This is a genomic window from Corynebacterium kalidii (genome assembly GCF_022869005.1).
Lineage (GTDB): Bacteria > Actinomycetota > Actinomycetes > Mycobacteriales > Mycobacteriaceae > Corynebacterium > Corynebacterium kalidii.
This window is the reverse complement of the sequence record NZ_JALIEA010000011.1, coordinates 478,190-496,585: the sequence shown is the minus strand read 5'-3', so window position 1 is coordinate 496,585 and position 18,396 is coordinate 478,190. Positions and strand designations below refer to the sequence as shown.

Genomic DNA, 18,396 nt, shown 5'->3' with positions numbered 1-18,396 from the left:
CACAATGGAGGGCGTCATCCACCACATCGAGGAGTTTCCATGAACAGTGTGTACACCACCTACAGCCAGCTGCATGCCGCGATCGACGCCGGGGAGTCCGGGCGCACCATCCTGGACCCCGCGACCGGTGAGCCGGTCGGCCACGCCCCGGCCCATACGGTCGACGATCTCGAGCGCGCGGTCACCACCGCCACCGACAGCCAGCGGGCCTGGGCCGCCCTCAGCGACGCCGAGCGGTGCGCCTACCTGGAACAGGCCGCGGACGCGGTCGAGGGTGCCGCCGAGGCACTGGCGGAGCTCGTGTCCCGCGAGCAGGGCAAGCCGCTCTCCGGCCCGGGTGCCCGGTTCGAGGCCGGCGCCTGCTCCGCCTGGCTGCGCACCACCTGCTCGCACGACCTGTCCGAGGAGACCGTCGTCGACGACGGGGAGACGCGTGCGGTCCTCAACTACCGTCCGATCGGCGTCGTCGGCGCCATCGGCCCGTGGAACTGGCCGATGATGATCACCGTCTGGCAGATCGCCCCGGCACTGCGGATGGGCAACACCGTGGTGGTCAAGCCGTCCGAGTACACCCCGCTGTCGGTGCTCGGCCTGGTCGAGGTGCTCAACTCCGTCCTGCCGGAGGGCGTCCTCCAGGTCGTCTCCGGCGACGGCGAGGTCGGCGCCGCCCTGTCGACCCACCCCCGGGTGGGCAAGGTCATGTTCACCGGCTCCACCGCCACCGGCCGGAAGATCGCCGAGGCGTCAGCGGCCTCCGTCAAGCGCCTGACGCTGGAGCTGGGCGGCAACGACGCGGGAATCGTCCTGGACGACGCCGACCCCGCGGAGATCGCCGAGGGCCTGTTCTGGGGTGCGTTCATCAACATGGGTCAGACCTGCGCGGCCCTGAAGCGCCTCTACGTGCACGACTCCATCTACGACGAGGTCTGCGCCGAGCTGGTGAAGGTCGCGCAGAACATGCCCATGGGTGTGGGCCTCGACGAGAACAACGTCCTCGGACCGGTGCAGAACCAGATGCAGTTCGACATCGTCGACCGGCTGGTCACCGCCGCCACGGACTCCGGTGCGCGCGTCCTCCTCGGCGGTGAGCCGGACCGCGACGCCCCTGGGTTCTTCTTCCCCACCACCCTCGTCGCCGACATCGACCCGGCGAACCCGCTGGTGGTCGAGGAGCAGTTCGGCCCCGCCCTGCCGATCATCCGGTACACGGATTTGGACGACGCGGTGGAGCAGGCCAACTCCTTGGACGTCGGCCTCGGCGCGTCGGTGTGGTCGTCCGACCGGGCGCGCGCACGTGCCGTCGCCGCCCGCGTCGAGGCGGGCACGGTGTGGATCAACTCCCACGGTGGAGTGGACCCCCGGATCCCCTTCGGCGGGATCAAGCAGTCCGGCTACGGGGTCGAGTTCGGTGTCGACGGGCTCAAGAGCCTGGGCGTGCCGCAGGTCATCAACGGCTGAATGAGGCGACGTCGGCGGGCTGTTCCCCGCCCCGCCGACGGTGATGTTTTGCCCCCTGGAGTACCATCACTGCGGTCGCACGCCCCACCACGGCACGTCGCCCCGAGTCCCCGCCGCCGTCAGGCGCGGTGACGGGTCACCGCCCACCCCATGCGGTCACCGTCCCGCACCGGCGGCGGCAGTGAACTTGCCTCCCCAAGGAGTACCGTGAGCCCGCACGTCCTGACGATCAGCGTCCTGGTGTTGATCTTCCTCATCGGCACACTACGTCACGTCAACCTCGGCATCCTCGGTCTGATCGGGGCGTTCATCGTCGGTCTCGGGGTCCCCGGCTTCGGGGCGGAGGCCGGCGACGGAGCCGACGGTGTCTTCGACCAGGTCTTCGCCGGGTTCCCCGTCGACCTGATGATCGCCCTCATGGGCCTGACCTACCTGTTCGGGTTCGCCCAGCAGAACGGCACGATCGACATCATCCTCGACTGGGCGATGAAGGCGGTCCGCGGCAACCGGGCGGTGATGCCCTGGATATTCTTCGCCCTGACCGGGGCGTTCATGTCGATCGGCGCGATCTTCGCCATCGGCGTCATCGCGCCGCTCGCCGTCCCGTTCGCGCGCCGGTACCGCATCAACCAGCTCATGATGGGCATGATGGTCGTCCACGGCGGAATGGCCGGACTGCTGTCCCCGTTGAGCGTGTACGGCATCTACGTCAACGACTTCCTCCGCAGCAACGATCTCGGCAACCACCAGTGGACGCTGTTCCTGATGGCGCTGGGGTTCAATGTCGTGATGGGGGCCGTCGTCTACGTGTTCCTCGGCGGACGCAACCTCTTCGGCGCCCGTGCCCGCGCCGAGCAGGCCCGCATCGACGCCGAGGACGCTGCGGACGCTGCGGACGCCGACGGGCCGTCGGCAGGGACGGCGACCGCCACGCGCCGCACGAGGATCAGCTCCTACCAGGCCGCCACGATGGTCGGGCTCGCGGCCCTGGTGGTCGGGGCCGGGATCTTCGCCCTCAACATCGGTGTCGTCTCCCTGGTCATCGGCGGCTGCCTGGCCATCCTGAAGCCGACGGCGTCGCACACCGCACTGGCGAACGTGTCGTGGTCGACGATCGTCCTGGTCGGCGGCATGATCACCTACATCGAGGTCCTGGAGGCGGCCGGGACGGTCGACGTGATCTCCGACGCGATCTCGTCCCTGGGTGCGCCGCTCATCGGCCTGCTCCTGCTGTGCTACCTGTCGGGCATCGTCTCGGCGTTGGCGTCGTCCATCGCGACGATCGGCATCGCCATCACCATGGCCGCCCCCTTCCTCGTCAGCGGGGACCTGCCCATCGCCGGGACCGCCGCGGCGATCGCGGTGGCAGCCACCGTCGTGGACGTCTCGCCGTTCTCCACCAACGGGGCGATGGTCCTGGCCAACGTCGACGCCGCCCACCGGGACCGCTTCTTCCGCCAGATGCTGATCTACTCCGGGGTGGTCGTGCTCGTCGGGCCGCTGCTGGCCTGGCTGCTGGTTTTCCTGCCCTTCTGACACCCCGGCGGGGGGCGGCTACGCCTGTCGCTCGAGGTAGGACTTCAACGACGACACGAAGAACGCCCAACCGTCACCGACGCCCTGCAGCATCACGGAATCCGGCGAGTCGAACCCGGAGTGACGCAGCCGCAGCACCGTGCCGGCCATCCCGTCGTCCTCGAACGGTTCCATCGACCAGCGCACCGTCGTCCTCTCCGACAGCGCCGCCTCGAAGTCCTCGTCCGAGGAGAACAGCGGCCGGTGCATCGGCTGGATCGGGTGCCAGGTGTACTCCACGTACTCGCCCGGGACGACCCCGGTGACCTTCTGGCCGAGGTCCTCGAACTCCCCGGCAGCGTCCGACTTCCACAGGACGGTGTCGCCGGTGCCCCACGAGGAGCTCGGACCGGTGCCGAGCATGTACACCTCGATGTCCGACGGTGTGGTCAGCGCCTCGAAGACCCGTTCCGGTCCGACGCCGAAGATGAATGACACGTAGGTGAACGAGATGTCGCCCATGGTGCAGCTTCCTTCCGGTGGTGTGTGCCGACACGGGGCCACGCGGTGACGCGACCCACCTCCCCGAGGCTACCCGCACCGGGCCGGGACAACAGGAAACTGACACCGCCGTGAGCGGATTTCAGTTCCACGCAGAAGACCGCGCACCCCGGGCCCGTATTACCCGAGGTGCGCGGACGTCTTCGAAAGGGTGACCCTCATGCTCCGAGGTCGCGCCCAGGAGCCATCAATTCCTGGACAACTCCTATGGTATCCCACAGGAACACTCCGAGGAAGAGCGACACCCCGGGGGGGTGTCGAATCGCATGAAACCTGCCCGGCGGGCACACGGTAGAGTGGCCACCGTAGTCACCGGCGGGACGACCCGCCCGGTAATCACCTGAGCAGGGACGACCCCGCAGAAACTCCGGGTACACCGTCATGACCAGTGCATCCGTCCGCATACGCGACACCTTCTCCCCCGCCGACACCGGTCGCCTCGTCCTCGGGTGGGGCACATTCCTCGCCACCGTCGTGGCCGGCCCCTGGCTGGAGGGCCCGCTGCCGACACCGGTACTCACCGGCGTCCTCGTCGTCATCGTCGCCGTCATCGTCGTCTGCGCCTTCGGCGTGGTCGCCCAGGCCGAACACCTGGCGCACCGTCTGGGCGACCCCTACGGCACACTGATACTCACCCTGTCGATCGTGGTCATCGAGGTCATCCTGATCTCCGCGGTCATGCTCGGTCCGGGCGACCACACCACGATCGCGCGCGACTCCGTCATGGCCGTCTCGATGATCATCCTGAACCTGGTGATCGGGGTGGCGCTCATCGTCGGCGGACTCCGCCACGGCGGCATGCTGCCGAACCGGACGGGGACGTCTGCCTACCTCGCGGTGCTGGTCGTCCTGACGACGATGGCGTTGGTGATGCCGGGCCTCATCGGCACCGACGGGACGTACACGACCGCCCAGGAGATCCCGGTCATCGTCTTCACGGTGGTGCTCTACATCTTCTTCCTCTACCGCCAGACGGGCGCGCAACGCGACGACTTCCGGGAGGTCACCCCGCACGACGCCGCGCGGCCCGCCGCGGACGACTCCCCCGCCGACTCCGCCGACGCCACCGACATCCGCGCCGTCATCGCCGGGCACCGCCGCGAGATCCTCGGCCGCTCAGGCATCCTGCTGCTGACCGTGCTGCCTATCGTCCTGTTGTCCCATGACATGGCCGCCCTGCTCGACGACGGCCTGGCACGCGCGGGCGCCCCGGTGGCGCTCTCCGGCGTACTGATCGCCATGGTGGTCTTCCTCCCGGAGACACTCACCACCGTCCGCGCAGCCCACCAGGGTGAGATCCAACGGGTCAGCAACCTGTGCCACGGCGCGTTGGTCTCCACCGTGGGGTTGACGATCCCGGCCGTGCTGACCATCGGGATGGTCACCGGACAGCGTGTGGAGCTCTTCGAGTCGCCGACGAACCTGGTCCTGCTCGCCGTCACCCTGCTCCTGTCCGTGGCGACGTTCACCGGGCGCCGGGTCACGGCACTCCACGGCGCGGCGCACCTGATGGTGTTCCTCGTCTTCGGGTTGTCGATCTTCGCGTAAGCACGCCCGACCCCGGGGGGGGCCACGCCGATCCCCTATGATGGCTCCCGGAAGTACATGACCAACTGAATACCGACCACCCACAGACACGGGGTGTCCCGGCGCGCGGTGCCGGGGCTGAGATCACACCCGTTGAACCTGACCTCATTCACATGAGCGGAGGAATGTCCATGCCGCCCACGCCGGCGGTGGCGGTCGACGATGTCGACGTCGCCTACCCGAACACCCCTGCCGTCCTGCGGGACGTCGGTCTCGTCGTGCCGCCCGGGGAACATGTCGCCGTCATCGGCCGTTCCGGGTGCGGGAAGTCCACGCTGCTGCACCTCATCGGCGGCCTCCTCGACCCGGCGCGTGGCACCGTCGTCGTCCACGGCGACTCCGACGGCCGCGCCAGACTCTCCCACTGTGCCCTGATGCCCCAGGGTGACAGCCTGCTGCCGTGGTTCAGTGTCCGTGACAATGTCGCCGTCCCGTTGCGCAACGCCGGGGTGCGGCGGCGTGCCGCCCGGGCCCGGACGGCCGAGGCACTGGCGTGGTGTGGTCTGCAGCACCACGGTCTCCAGCGGCCTGACCAGCTCAGTGGTGGTATGCGTCAGCGTGCCGCGTTGGCGCGTGCACTGCTGGCCGACAAGCCGGTCCTGCTCGCCGATGAGCCGCTGGGCGCGTTGGACGCGATCACCCGCGCGGAGATCCAGGACTGGTTGCACGGTATGTTGACGGCTCCGGAACCGCAGGCCACGACGATGGTCATGGTGACCCACGACGTGGACGAGGCCCTGCTGTTGTCCCACCGGGTCGTCCTCCTGGCGGACGGCCGGGTGCGGCGGACGTGGCCGGGGTGGTTCGACCGGCGTGCGGGTCGCGCTCGGGAGGACGTGCTGGCCGATCCGGGGTTCGCGGCGGACCGTTCCGCGCTGCTGCGCGAGCTCGCCGGAGGTGACCGGTGAGTACCCGTGTCCCCCGTACCGTCCTGTGTACCGTCCTCCCTCCCCTGGTCACCGTGGTTCTCGTCGCGGTGCTCTGGGTGGCCGTCAGCTCCGGGGGCCGGGTGGAGGACTACGTGCTGCCCTCGCCGGGTGCGGTCGCCGACGCGCTGCGCGACAACTGGTCGGTGCGCCTGTCCTCGGCCACCTGGCTGACGCTGTCCGAGACGCTGCTGGGCGTGTTGTGCGGGGTGGTGGTCGCCGTGGCCGTCACCGTGGCCGTGGGCTACGTTCCGCTGCTCGGTCGGGCCGTGACCCCGTTGCTGGTGGCGTCCCAGGCGGTCCCCACGATCGTCCTCGGCCCGATCCTGACCATCGCCCTGGGCTACGGGATGGCACCCAAGGTGATCGTGGTGGCCCTGGTGTGTTTCTTCCCGGTCGCGATGACCATGCTCTCCGCCGCCCGTGGCGTGGACCGGAGACTGGTGGACACGATGCGCAGCCTCCACGGCACCCGGCATTCGGTGTTCTGGCGTCTGCGGTTCCCCGCCGCCCTGCCGGCCGGGTTCTCCGGGCTCCGCGTCGCGGTGACCTACGCCCCGGTCGCGGCGGTGTTCTCGGAGTACACCGGCTCCACCGACGGGGTGGGTTACCTCCTGCTCCAGGCGATCCCCCGGTTGCAGACGGACTTCGTCTTCGCCCTCGTCGTGGTGCTCACCGGCATGTCCGCCTCCCTGCTGATCCTGGCCACCGCCCTGGAGCGGCTCTGCTGCCCGTGGGTGTCCGACTCCTCCCGTCCGCATTCCCCGAAAGGTCCCCGATGACACTCCTGACCCGTACCGCCACCGTGCTCGTCACCGTCGCCGCCGCGTTCTCCCTCGCGGCGTGCGGCGGCTCCGACGGGGCTGCGCCGGATGACACCCGGCACACCCGCGTCCTGCTGGACTGGAACCCGAACCCCGACCACCTGGCGCTGTACACGGCCAAGCACACCGGCGCCTACGACGACCGTGGGTTGGACGTGGAGTTCCTGCTGCCCGGCAACACCGCCGACGCCGCCAAGGACGTCTCTTTGGGACGCTCGGACCTGGCGGTCAGCTACGAGGCCGACACGATCCTGGCCCGGGCCCAGGGGCTGGACGTGGTCAACGTGGGGGCGCTCGTCCCGACACCGTTGAACTCGCTGATCACCAAGGCGGACTCGGGGATCACCGGTCCCGGTGACCTCGGCGGGAAGTCCGTGGCGATCTCGGGGCTGCCATCCCAGGAGGTCACGTTGCGCTACATCGCGCAGAAGGCCGGTGTGGACCCGGCGTCGGTCACCATGCCGAATGTGCAGCAGAACCTGAACCAGGCGCTGCTCGGTGACCGGGTCGACGCGATCTTCGGCGCCTACCCCAACATCGAGGGCGTGGAGCTGGCCGAACGCACCGACATCACCACCCTCACCGCCGCGGAGATGGGGGTGCCGTCGTCGGCGGAGCTGGTGGTCATCGCCAACCCGACCCGGTTGGCCGAGGACGACGCCTACGCCGGCCGTGTCCGCGACTTCCTCGCCGCCACCGCCGAGGGACACGACGCCGCACTGCAGGACGCCGACCTGGCCGTCGAGGCCCTCACCCCCGATACCGCGGGTGCCTACGACCCGGACCTGCTCGCGGCGATGGTGGACGCGACGATCGCGATCCTGCGGAAGGGCAACAGCGACGGGGACACCACCTTCGGGGTGCAGAACCCGCAGGCGTGGTCGGACTACGCCGACTGGATGCGGGAGAACGGGCTCCTCGACGACACGTCCGGCGCCGACACCGCGGTCGACGGTGCCGACGCCACCACCAACGACTACCTGCCGGAGTAGTCCCGGTCAGCCCGGTCAGCACGATCCTTGACCTCCTGCATCCGGGACTGCAGGTCGGCGGTCACCGCGGCCACGTCGGCGTCGGGTGCGACGCGCACCGGCTCACCGACGACGACCTGCACGGTCACCCGCCGGCCCCAGAGCCTTGGGCGTTCACCCTTCGTCCAGAGCTTCTGCGTCCCCGCGCACCCGACCGGGACGATCACCGCGCCGGACTGCGCCGCCATGCGTACCGCACCCGACTTCAGCGCGCCGACCTCCCGGTCGTGCCGGATGGTCCCCTGGGGGAAGACGGCGACGACCTCCCCGTCCTGCAGGGCCTCCACCGCCGCGGAGAACGACTCCTGGCCCCGGCCCGGGGTGCGGTCGACGGCGATGCCGCCCAGTTCCACGAACAACTTCGTGATCCACCGGGTGGCGAACGCCTCCTTCTTCAGCATGTACCGCGGTTTACGGTCGCCACGGAGCTGGAGCGGGCAGCTGACCGGGATGACGTCGTAGTAGGCCCGGTGGTTCGGGGCGAGCACCACACCCCCGGTGAGCGGGATGTTGTCCGCCCCGACGATCTCGACCCGGATGTTCTGCAGGTAGAAGATCCACAGGATGATGTTCTTCAGCACGTCGTAGAGGGACCGTCGACGTTGTCGCGGAGCGGGCCGGCTGCCGTCTGGAGTGGTGGTGATGGCGCGCGCAGCCCAGGACATGTCATTCAGCATGTGAAACATCCTAGCGTCCGCTACAGGCGCCGTCCCCGGAAACCGCTGACGGCTCTCAGCCGGTCGTCACCGCGCCCACCGAGGCCGACCGCACCAGCCTGGCGTACTTCGCGAGCACCCCGTGCAGCCGCGGGTTCGGCGGCGGGGCCCAGCCCACCGCGCGTTCGGCCAGGACCTCCGGGTCCACCAGCAGGTCGATGCGGCGGGACGGGATGTCCACCCGGATCGGGTCACCGTCCTCCACGAACGCGATCGGCCCGCCGTCCACCGCCTCCGGGGCGACATGGCCGATGACCAGGCCGGTCGAGCCGCCGGAGAACCTGCCGTCGGTGATCAGCAGCACGTCCCGGCCGATACCCGCGCCCTTGATGGCGCCGGTGATCGCCAGCATCTCGCGCATCCCGGGCCCTCCCTTGGGCCCCTCGTAGCGGATGACGACCACGTCACCCTTCTGCAGTTCCCCGTTGAGCACGGCGTCCATCGCGGGGCCCTCCTGGTTGAACACCCGTGCGGTGCCCTCGAACACCTCGGCGTCGAACCCGGCGGTCTTCACCACCGCCCCGTCCGGCGCCAGGGACCCCGTGAGGATGCTGAGACCACCGGTGGCGTGCAGCGGTTCGTCCATGCGGCGCAGGATCTTCCCGTCCGGGTCCGGCGGGTTGATCTCGGCGAGGTTCTCCGCCACGGTCCTCCCGGTCACCGTCATGCAGCTGCCGTCGATGAGTCCGGCGTCCAGCAGGGCACGCATGACCACCGGGATCCCGCCGACGGTGAAGACGTCGTTCATCACGTACCGGCCGAAGGGCTTCAGGTCACCGAAGTGCGGGACTCGGTCGCCGACGTCGTTGAAGTCCTGCAGGGTCAGGTCCTCCCCGGCCTCGTGGGCGATGGCCAGCAGGTGCAGCACGGCGTTGGTCGACCCGCCGAGCGCCATGACCACGGCGACGGCGTTGAGCAGCGACTCCCGGGTGATGATGTCGCGGGCGGTGATCCCCTGACGCAGCAGTCCGACGACCGCCTCGCCGGAGCGGCGGGCGTACTCGGTGCGGTTACGGTGGATCGCCGGTGGCGCGGCGGACCCGGGCAGGCTCATCCCCATCGCCTCGGCCGCCGAGGCCATGGTGTTCGCGGTGTACATGCCGCCGCACGCCCCCTCGCCGGGGCAGACGGCACGTTCGATGACCCCGACATCCTCCTCGGACATCCGGCCCGCCCGGCACGCCCCCACCGCCTCGAAGGCGTCGATGAGCGTGACCTCCTTCTCCGTGCCGTCGGACAGCCGGGCCTGCCCCGGCATCGTCGACCCGTTGTAGAGGAACACCGAGGCCAGGTCCAGCCGCGCGGCGGACATGAGCATGCCGGGGATGGACTTGTCGCAGCCGGCCATGACGACGGAGCCGTCCAGCCGCTCGGCGGACATCACCGTCTCCACCGAGTCCGTGATCACCTCACGGGACACCAGCGAGTAGTGCATCCCCTCGTGCCCCATGGAGATCCCGTCGGACACCGAGATCGTCCCGAACTCCAGCGGGTACCCGCCGGCGGCGTGCACCCCCTCCTTGGCGAAGCCGGCGAGCTTCTTCAGCGTGAGGTTGCACGGGGTGATCTCGTTCCACGAACTGGCGACGCCGATCTGGGGTTTGTCCCAGTCCCCGTCACCCATGCCGACCGCCCGGAGCATGCCGCGGGCGGCTGTCTTCTCCAGCCCGTCGGTGACGTCCCGCGAGCGGGGTTTGATGTCCACGTCGTGTTCCATGTCACGATTCTAGAGGAACACCGGCGACGGTGACCGCGAGCCGGTCACCCCGTACCTCCACGGTGAGGTCGGTGAGCCCGTCGAGGACGGCGTCGGCGGCCATCTCCCCGTCCAGGGCCTCCAGCTGCGCACGTGGGTGGGACGTCGCGACCGCCAGCACCCGTCCCCCGGCGGCCCGTCCCGCCCCCAGCCCGGCTGGCGCGTCCTCGAGGACGAGGCAGTCCGCCGGGTCCACGCCCAGCCGCCGGGCCGCGGCACGGTACCCCTGCGGATCGGGTTTGCCCTCGGTGACGTCCTCCGCGGCGACGAGGACCTCCGGGACGGGGAGCCCCGCGGCGGCCAGGCGCGCACGCATCAGCGCCCGGGACCCGGACGTCACCGCGGCCCAGGCCGACTCCGGGAGCGCGGCGAGGAGTTCGGCGGCGCCGGGGAGTGCGACGACGCCGTCGACGTCGGCGGCCTCGACCCGCTCGAGTTCCTCTGCCTCGGCGGCGACGTCCTCCGCCGGGAGGAACTCCGCGATCGTGTCGGCGGAGCGACGGCCGTGACAGACGGCGAGGACGGCGTCGGCGTCGATACCGTGGCGGGCGGCCCAGGACCGCCAGGCCCGGTTGACGGCGGGCGTGGAGTCCACCAGGGTGCCGTCGATGTCGAAAAGGATCGCCGCCACGGTGAACGTGGAGGACGTGGGCTCTGTACTCATCAAGGCTCCTCACCTCGCCGGTGTGTGTACGCCCTGTCGAGTCTACGGATCACATGACGACCAACGGGACCGCCCAGACCGCGGTGAGGACGAGCCAGACGACGACATTCGCCCACCGGTAGTGCACGACCAGGGCGGCGAACTCGCGGAGGAACGCCGACGGCAGGTAGTACCAGGGGGTCGGTGCGCCCAGCGCCGAGACCCGCGAGCGCAACCGGCGCGACAGCGCCACCGACCGCAGGACGTGGAAGTTGTTGGTCACCACCAGCAGGCTCGGGTCGCTGTAGCCGGCGTCCTCGAGCAGCTCGCCGGTGAAGCGCAGGTTCTCCTCGGTGTTCGTCGACCGGTCCTCGACGAGGATCCTGTCCGCGGGGACCCCGCGTCGCCGCGCGTAGTCGGCCATGGCCGCCGCCTCGGACCGGTCCTCGTCGGGGCCCTGGCCGCCGGACATGACCATCAGCGGGGAGTCCCCTGCCCCGACCCTCGCCCGGTACTCCGCCACGGCGCTGTCGACCCTGGCCGCCAGCAGGGGCGACACCTCACCGTCCACCAGGCCGCACCCGAGGACGACGATCACCTCCTCGTCACCCTGGTGCGGGATCCACCGGTACACCACCGCGTAGACCGTGTACGCCACGAGCTCGACGATCAGCATGCCGCCGGGGATCAGGGCCAGGACGGCGATGTTCCACGCCGCACGCGCCGGCCACGACAGCACCGTCAGGTCATTGGCCACGAGGTACACCGCGACCGCCGCGACGACCACCGTCGCGACCAGGGCCACGCCGATGACGGCCGGTGTCAGCGTCGCCAGCCGCAGCCCCTCCCGACGCACCACCACACCGGTGTTCGCGATGAGTGCCACGCCCGTGACGACCACGATGACGGGGCCGGCCAGCAACGGTGCCGTGCCGATCAGGGCCGGCACCGACACCGCGTGCACCGGCAGCAGTGCGGAGGTCAGTGCCAGTGTCGCGTACCAGAGCGCCCCGGCGGAGGCCAGCAGCCAGAACCCGTTGGACGGGCGTCGGGGATGCCTGCGTATCCGCCAGACGGTCGCTGCGACGGTGACAGCGAGGATGATGAGCGGGACGGCGGTGGCGGTGTGCATACCAGTCACTCTCCCCGGTAGCGGCCGCACGGTCATCGTCCCAGAGGCTGAACTAGCGTGGCGCCCGAGCTATCGGCGTCATACCCCGGTCGTATCCGGAGGGACGGGACGACCGGTGGTGAATTACGTTCATCACCGGCCCCCCTGTTAGCCTGAGGATGCCCGACGAGCCCCCTCCACCTCGACCGACTGACAGGACTGACTACCCCATGGAACTCCTGCGCGACATCGTCATCGTGCTGCACCTCACCGGCTTCGCCCTCCTCTTCGGCTCCTGGGCCGTCGAAGCCCTGGCCCGGCGGATCCGCATCACCTCCGCCATGCACATCGGCCTCACCGTCGCACTCGTCTCCGGACTGGCACTCGCCGCCCCCTGGGGCATGGACGGAGACCTGAACCACATGAAAATCGGCATCAAGCTCGTCGTGCTCGTGGTCATCGGCGCCGTACTCGGTATCGGCGCCGCAAAGCAGAAGCGTGAGGGCGCGGTTCCCCCGGCCCTGTTCTGGGCCGCCGGCCTGCTGACCCTGGCCAACGCGACCATCGCCGTGCTGGTCTAGGAGCCTCCGACGGACGTCAGCGGGTCGCGTCGATGACGAGCTTTCCGTTGGCCTCCCCCGCCTTCGAGATCTCCAGGGCTTCCGCGGCCCCCTCCAGAGGGAACACGCGGTCGATGTGCACCGACACCGCTCCCTCGACGACCTTCTCCAGCAGGCAGTGCAGCCGCCCACCGTCCGGACGCACCCACACCCACCGTCCGCCGTGGTCCTCGACCGTGTCGTCCGCGATCGAGACCATGCGGCTGCCACCGGTCTCACCCAGCAGGGCCAGGCTCTGGTCCACCACACCGCCGACGAAGTCGACGACCGCGGTGACCCCACCCGGCGCGATGCTGCGTACCCGGTCCTCGAGCCCCTCGCCGTAGGCCACCGGTGTCACGCCCATCTCCCGGAGCCGGTCGTGGTTCCCCGGCGACGCAGTGCCGATGACGCTCACGCCGTAGTCGACGGCGAGTTGGGCGGCGATGTGGCCGACGCCGCCGGACGCCCCGTGGATCAGCAGCGTGTCGTCCTGCTTCAGCTCCACCATCTCCAGGGCGCGTAGGGCCGTCCCGCCCGCCAGCGGCAGGCTGGCGGCGGTGTCCATGTCCACCTCGTCGGGGACGATCGCCGCCGACTCCGCGGGCACGGCCACGTACTCGGCGTAGGTGCCGCCGTGGACGACCTCCTTACGGGCGTAGGCGGCGACGCGGTCCCCCACCCGGAACTCCGGGGTGTCCGGTCCGGTGGCCTCCACCGTTCCGGCGACGTCCCAACCGGGGATCACCGGGAAGACGGCGTCGAGCATCATGTCCAGCCCGCCGGCCATCACCTTCCAGTCCACCGGGTTCACCGCGGCCCGTTCCACACGGATCAGGACGGTGCCCGGGCCGACCTTCGGCACCGGGACGTCGTCGAGCTGCAGGGTGTCGGGGGTCCCGTACTCCGGGTAAGTCATCGCACGCATGTGTCGGACAACGCCTCCGCGGACCCGGGTATTCCGACGCCGGTCAGTAGTGGCCGGGCGGGTCACTGCCGGGGAAGGACTCCTCCTCCCACTGGTCGACACGTCGGTCGGCGGCCTCGGGGCTCTCCTGGCCGGAGCCGGGCCGCTCCGACTCGTCGTCGGCGATCTTCTTCTTGTCGTCGCTCATCGTTACCTCCACGTCCATGGTGTCTGGTTCGAGCTTGCCGTCCCGAGGGTACGCCTCTCAGCGCGGTTCCTCAGCGCAGTTCCTCAGCGAGCGCGACGATGATCCCCTCGGGGCCGCGCAGGTAGCACAGCCGGTAGACGTCCTCGTAGCGGACGATCTCCCCGACCAGCCCGGCCCCGCGCCCCTGGAGCCGGGCGACGGTGCCGTCCAGGTCGTCGACGGCGAACATGACCTGGCGCAGCCCCGGTGTCTCCACCGGCTCCGGTGCGCGGTCGCCGAGGTCCGGTTCCGGGCGGACGTACCTGGTCAGCTCGATGCGCCCGTGGCCGTCGGGGGTGTGCAGCATCGTGATGTCGGCGGTCACCCCGTCGATGCCGCAGATCCGGTCGACCCATTCCCCCTGGACCTGCGTGGTGCCGTCGACCTCCATCCCGAGCTCCCGGAAGAAGTCGACGGCCGCGTCAAGGTCCCGGACGACGACGGTGACATGGTCCATACGTTGCAGTGCCATGCCACCGAGAGTAGGCCTACGGCTGACCGGACGGGCCCATGGTCGGGTGCGGGAGGTACACCTGGCCACCGGCGGCGAGGAACTCCTCGCTCTTGCGCCGCATCCCGGCGATGGCCTCCTGCGCCTCGGCGCTGCCGTAGGTGTCGCGGATGTCCTGGGATATACGCATGGAGCAGAACTTCGGTCCGCACATCGAGCAGAAGTGGGCGGTCTTCGCCGGCTCGGCGGGCAGGGTCTCGTCGTGGTACTCCTGCGCGGTGACCGGGTCCAGTCCCAGGGCGAACTGGTCACGCCAGCGGAACTCGAAGCGGGCCTTCGACAGCGCGTCGTCGCGGGCGGACGCTCCGGGGTGCCCCTTGGCGACGTCGGCGGCGTGCGCGGCGATCTTGTAGGTGATCACGCCGGTCTTCACGTCGTCACGGTTCGGCAGGCCGAGGTGTTCCTTGGGTGTGACGTAGCAGAGCATCGCGGTGCCGTGGCGGGCGATCTCGGTCGCCCCGATGGCGGAGGTGATGTGGTCGTAGCCCGGGGCGATGTCGGTGACCAGCGGTCCCAGGGTGTAGAACGGCGCGCCGGAGCACAGCTCCTGCTGCCGCTCGACGTTCTCCCGCACCTTGTCCAGCGGGATGTGGCCGGGTCCCTCCACCATCACCTGGACGTCGTGCTCCCAGGCGCGGTGGGTCAGTTCGGCCAGGGTGTCGAGTTCGGCGAACTGGGCGGCGTCGTTGGCGTCGGCGATCGACCCCGGACGTAGACCGTCACCGAGGGAGAACGCCACGTCGTAGGAGGCGAAGATCTCGCAGAGCTCGTCGAAGTGGGTGTAGAGGAAGTTCTCCCGGTGGTGTGCCAGGCACCAGCCGGCCATGATCGAACCCCCGCGCGACACCATGCCGGTGACCCGGCCGGCGGTCAGCGGGATGTAGCGCAGCAGCACCCCGGCGTGCACGGTCATGTAGTCCACGCCCTGTTCACACTGTTCGATCACCGTGTCCCGGTACACCTCCCAGCTGAGGTCCTCGGCGTTGCCGTCGACCTTCTCCAGCGCCTGGTAGATCGGCACCGTGCCGACGGGAATCGGCGAGTTGCGGATGATCCATTCGCGGGTGGTGTGGATGTCGTTGCCGGTGGACAGGTCCATCAGCGTGTCCGCACCCCAGGTGGCGGCCCACTCCAGTTTCGCCACTTCCTCGCTGATGGAGCTGGTCACGGCGGAGTTGCCGATGTTGGCGTTGACCTTCACCAGGAATCTGCGTCCGATGATCATCGGCTCGGACTCCGGGTGGTTGATGTTCAGCGGGATGATCGCGCGGCCGGCGGCGAGTTCACTGCGCACCAGTTCCACGTCGCAGTTCTCCCGCAGCGCGACGAAACGCATCTCGGGGGTGACGGTCCCCTGCCGGGCGTAGTGCATCTGGGTCACCGTGCGCCCCGGGAGCGCGCGTCGGGGTTCGGGCCGGCGTCCCCGCCACTGTTGCGACGGGCCGCCGCGTCGGACGGCGGCACGGCCGTCGTCGGCCAGGCGGTGCCCGCGGGCGCGGTGGGTGCCGGAGTCGCCGCGGGCGCGGATCCAGTCGTCGCGCCAGGGTTCCAGCCCCTCCTCCGGGACGCTGCCCGGCCCGGCGGTGCGGTAGACCTGCAGTGGTTCGTTGGGGGTCCCGTCCGGGGAGGCCTCCTGGTGGATCTCGGTGACCGGGACCCGGATCCCCCGGTCCTCGATCCACCCGAGACGGTGGGCCGGATGCTGCTGGGCAGGTGTAGACACAGCTACGCTCCTCACTTCCTACGCCGGTGTCAACCGGATCAGGTTCGACGGTCCCGGACGATCACAGCCCGGTCTCAGCCCCTCTGCAGGGGGCACCCGTGTGGACGGATCCATTGATATCACGGCCGGGTGGCCGTGGCAACGCCTCCGGCTCAGACCATGCCCACCACACCGTTGACGACCAGCGTCACCGCACCGGCGAAGGCCAGCAGTGTGGCGATCTTCCTCGTCCCCTCGCTGGAGAGGCGGTCGTACAGACGGTCGCCGAACCACGCGCCGACGAAGATCGCCGCCACGGCGAGCAACCACAGCCAGACCGGGAGGCCGCCGACGTCGACCCCGCCGAAGAACACGATCTTCAGGCCGAAGGACACCAGGTTGGCGACCATGATCACCGGGTGCAGGGTGGCGACGAAGTCGCGGTAGTCCCACCCGGTCAGCCGGGCGTAGACCGTGAACGCCGGCGCGGCGATACCGGCCACCGTGCTCATGAACCCGCCGGCGGCACCGGCCAGCACCATGGGTACGACGGAACGCTCCGACAGCCTGGGGGTCTCCGGCTGGAAGAGGGTGACACCCAGCGCGGCGAGGACGAGCAGACCGACGGTGACCAGCAGCCACGGGCCGTCGATCAGCATCACCACACCCACCGCCGGCAGGGATCCCAGCACCAGACCCCCGGCGAGGAAGCCGAAGCGGCGCCAGTCCGTCCTGTGCCGGACCGACCAGGCGTTGTTCACCGCGTTGACGGCAGACAGGCCGTTGACCACGGTCACCCCTGCGGCCGGGCCGAGCGCCACGGACAGCACAGGGCCGGCGACAAGGCCGACTCCCATGCCGGTGATACGTTGGAGCACCGCTCCGACGAGGACGGAGAGGACCAGGACTATCGCGACGGTGGACACAACCGTCGAGCTTAAACACCGTGCACAGCGACTGGACCCACCGGGCTGTGGCTACCACGTCACTGCGATATGCTCAGGGTGAACTAAGTGTCCTCCAGCACTCCCGATGCCGCGACAGAAGGAACCCGAATGCTCTACGACGTCCCGAAACCCACCGAGGCCCTGCTGATCACCGGCGGGATGATCGCCCGGCAGCCCAACAACCCCTACCGTGTGGTGATCGGGGGCGGGGCCTGGTCCGTCCCGGTCCTGCACCGCGTCCAGCGTTTCCACATCGGCGCCAACACGGTGAACATCGCGGTGCGTGCGCAGTCGAAGCAGAACGTCGACGTGGACGTCGAGGCATCCGTGGTGTTCTCCGTGACCCCGGACAAGAACAGTGTCGTCGAGGCCGCCAACCGGTTCCTGGGGGTCGACCAGGGGCAGATCGTCTCCACCGCCCAGGACATCTTCTCCGGCGAGACCCGCGCGATGATCGGCCAGCTCACCGTGGAGGAGATGATCTCCGACCGCACGGCGCTGGCCAGCCAGGTGCTGTCCAACGCCGAGCCGCGCATGCTGCGCTTCGGCTGGCAGATCGACAGCTTCCAGATCAACTCGATCAGCGACCCGAACGGCTACATCCAGGCGCTGTCCGCACCGGAGCTGGCACGCGTGCAGCGCGAGCGTGCCGTGGCCGAGGCCCAGCGTGACGCCGAGATCGCCGAGGAGCAGCAGAAGTCCGAGCGCCGCAAGTCCGACTTCCAGCGGGAGACCGACACCAAGGTCGCGGAGAACACCAAGGAGATCGCCGCCGCCAAGGCCGAGGCCGCCGCCGCGGGCCCGCGCGCCGAGGCCGAGGCCCAGGAGCAGGTCATCGCCGCCCAGGCCGCCCTGGCCCGGCGCCGCGCCGAGACCGACCGTGAGGTCGCCGAGGAGCAGGCCCGTCTGGCAGAGTCGCAGGCCGCACTGCGCGAGCAAGAGCTGGTGTCCGAGGTCATCAAGCCGGCGGAGGCGGAGGCCGAGCGTACCCGGATCAACGCCGAGGCGAAGGCCGCCGCGCTGCGTACCGAGGCCGCGGCGGTGGCGTCCAACAACGGCGTGATCCTGGACAAGCAGGTCGTCGACCAGCTGCCGGAGATCTTCTCCGCCATGGCCGAGGGCCTCACCGGCGCGAACCTGACAATGGTCGGCGAGGGCCAGGACCTGACCAAGCTGCTCGGCCAGTTCGCCGCGGTGATCCCCACCCTGCGCGAGACCGCCGCCGGCACGCGGGACGGCGAGGTCACCGCCGCAGAGTAGGCGCCGCGGAGTAACCGTGGTGCCCCGTGGGGACTCGAGCCCCACTGTGCCGGCGATAGTCCAGGTATCTCCCCTGGATCCCACGAACGGACTGC

18 protein-coding genes and 1 riboswitch are annotated in these 18,396 nt (G+C 69.8%); of the genes, 8 read left to right on the top strand and 10 right to left on the bottom strand.

Annotation, left to right across the window (positions count from 1 at the left end; genetic code table 11):
* The first annotated feature begins 39 nt into the window (after positions 1-39).
* A complete protein-coding gene (locus tag MUN33_RS05440) occupies positions 40-1,458 on the top strand; it encodes an aldehyde dehydrogenase family protein (RefSeq protein ID WP_244803863.1) in 1,419 nt (472 codons plus the stop codon).
* Positions 1,459-1,665: 207 nt separating this feature from the next.
* Positions 1,666-2,994, top strand: a complete 1,329-nt coding sequence (locus MUN33_RS05435; RefSeq protein ID WP_244803862.1) for an SLC13 family permease — start codon at positions 1,666-1,668, stop codon at positions 2,992-2,994.
* An 18-nt stretch (positions 2,995-3,012) separates the two neighbouring features.
* Here the strand turns inward: MUN33_RS05435 and MUN33_RS05430 are convergent, their stop codons facing one another.
* The gene (locus MUN33_RS05430; protein WP_244803861.1) at positions 3,013-3,495 is read right to left on the bottom strand and encodes an SRPBCC domain-containing protein; all 483 of its coding nucleotides are present in this window, start codon (positions 3,493-3,495) and stop codon (positions 3,013-3,015) included.
* Between the two features lie 420 nt (positions 3,496-3,915).
* On the opposite strand from MUN33_RS05430, the gene MUN33_RS05425 reads away from it, so the two are divergent.
* From MUN33_RS05425 to MUN33_RS05410, 4 genes are all read left to right on the top strand, one after another.
* On the top strand, positions 3,916-5,082 hold the full coding sequence (locus tag MUN33_RS05425) for a calcium:cation antiporter (RefSeq protein ID WP_244803860.1): 1,167 nt from the start codon (positions 3,916-3,918) through the stop codon (positions 5,080-5,082).
* 170 nt (positions 5,083-5,252) lie between these two features.
* Positions 5,253-6,029, top strand: coding sequence for an ATP-binding cassette domain-containing protein (locus MUN33_RS05420; protein ID WP_244803859.1), 777 nt, complete (start codon positions 5,253-5,255; stop codon positions 6,027-6,029).
* Positions 6,026-6,829 carry an ABC transporter permease gene (locus tag MUN33_RS05415; protein WP_244803858.1) on the top strand — a complete coding sequence of 268 codons (804 nt, stop codon included), beginning with the start codon at positions 6,026-6,028 and terminating at the stop codon, positions 6,827-6,829. Before MUN33_RS05420 ends, MUN33_RS05415 begins: the two co-directional genes overlap by 4 nt.
* Positions 6,826-7,863 carry an ABC transporter substrate-binding protein gene (locus MUN33_RS05410; protein ID WP_244803857.1) on the top strand — a complete coding sequence of 346 codons (1,038 nt, stop codon included), beginning with the start codon at positions 6,826-6,828 and terminating at the stop codon, positions 7,861-7,863. Before MUN33_RS05415 ends, MUN33_RS05410 begins: the two co-directional genes overlap by 4 nt.
* On the opposite strand, the gene MUN33_RS05405 is transcribed toward MUN33_RS05410, so the two are convergent.
* From MUN33_RS05405 to MUN33_RS05390, 4 genes are read right to left on the bottom strand one after another with little or no spacing between them, the layout of a single operon-like run.
* Positions 7,848-8,579 (bottom strand): lysophospholipid acyltransferase family protein, encoded by a 732-nt coding sequence (locus MUN33_RS05405; protein WP_244803856.1) that lies wholly within the window; start codon positions 8,577-8,579, stop codon positions 7,848-7,850. The two genes, MUN33_RS05410 and MUN33_RS05405, sit on opposite strands and share 16 nt — an antisense overlap.
* Before the next feature lie 55 nt (positions 8,580-8,634).
* Positions 8,635-10,335 carry a dihydroxy-acid dehydratase gene (ilvD, locus tag MUN33_RS05400; protein WP_244803855.1) on the bottom strand — a complete coding sequence of 567 codons (1,701 nt, stop codon included), beginning with the start codon at positions 10,333-10,335 and terminating at the stop codon, positions 8,635-8,637.
* 1 nt (position 10,336) lies between these two features.
* On the bottom strand, positions 10,337-11,038 hold the full coding sequence (locus MUN33_RS05395; RefSeq protein ID WP_244803854.1) for an HAD-IA family hydrolase: 702 nt from the start codon (positions 11,036-11,038) through the stop codon (positions 10,337-10,339).
* A gap of 49 nt (positions 11,039-11,087) precedes the next feature.
* Positions 11,088-12,149 (bottom strand): YdcF family protein, encoded by a 1,062-nt coding sequence (locus tag MUN33_RS05390; protein WP_244803853.1) that lies wholly within the window; start codon positions 12,147-12,149, stop codon positions 11,088-11,090.
* Between the two features lie 209 nt (positions 12,150-12,358).
* Here MUN33_RS05390 and MUN33_RS05385 point away from each other — a divergent pair, with 209 nt between their 5' ends.
* Positions 12,359-12,709 carry a Fe-S protein gene (locus tag MUN33_RS05385; protein ID WP_244803852.1) on the top strand — a complete coding sequence of 117 codons (351 nt, stop codon included), beginning with the start codon at positions 12,359-12,361 and terminating at the stop codon, positions 12,707-12,709.
* A gap of 16 nt (positions 12,710-12,725) precedes the next feature.
* On the opposite strand, the gene MUN33_RS05380 is transcribed toward MUN33_RS05385, so the two are convergent.
* From MUN33_RS05380 to MUN33_RS05360, 5 genes are all read right to left on the bottom strand, one after another.
* Positions 12,726-13,655, bottom strand: a complete 930-nt coding sequence (locus MUN33_RS05380) for an NADP-dependent oxidoreductase (protein WP_244803851.1) — start codon at positions 13,653-13,655, stop codon at positions 12,726-12,728.
* Positions 13,656-13,698: 43 nt separating this feature from the next.
* Positions 13,699-13,842 (bottom strand): hypothetical protein, encoded by a 144-nt coding sequence (locus MUN33_RS05375; protein WP_244803850.1) that lies wholly within the window; start codon positions 13,840-13,842, stop codon positions 13,699-13,701.
* Between the two features lie 70 nt (positions 13,843-13,912).
* Positions 13,913-14,353, bottom strand: a complete 441-nt coding sequence (locus MUN33_RS05370; protein WP_244803849.1) for a VOC family protein — start codon at positions 14,351-14,353, stop codon at positions 13,913-13,915.
* A 16-nt stretch (positions 14,354-14,369) separates the two neighbouring features.
* On the bottom strand, positions 14,370-16,115 hold the full coding sequence (gene thiC / locus MUN33_RS05365; RefSeq protein WP_369414926.1) for a phosphomethylpyrimidine synthase ThiC: 1,746 nt from the start codon (positions 16,113-16,115) through the stop codon (positions 14,370-14,372).
* Positions 16,114-16,225, bottom strand: a riboswitch (TPP riboswitch). (Overlaps the previous gene by 2 nt.)
* A 42-nt stretch (positions 16,226-16,267) precedes the next feature.
* On the bottom strand, positions 16,268-17,020 hold the full coding sequence (locus tag MUN33_RS05360) for a sulfite exporter TauE/SafE family protein (protein WP_244803848.1): 753 nt from the start codon (positions 17,018-17,020) through the stop codon (positions 16,268-16,270).
* Between the two features lie 129 nt (positions 17,021-17,149).
* Here MUN33_RS05360 and MUN33_RS05355 point away from each other — a divergent pair, with 129 nt between their 5' ends.
* Positions 17,150-18,301, top strand: a complete 1,152-nt coding sequence (locus tag MUN33_RS05355) for an SPFH domain-containing protein (RefSeq protein WP_244803847.1) — start codon at positions 17,150-17,152, stop codon at positions 18,299-18,301.
* Positions 18,302-18,396 lie beyond the last annotated feature (95 nt).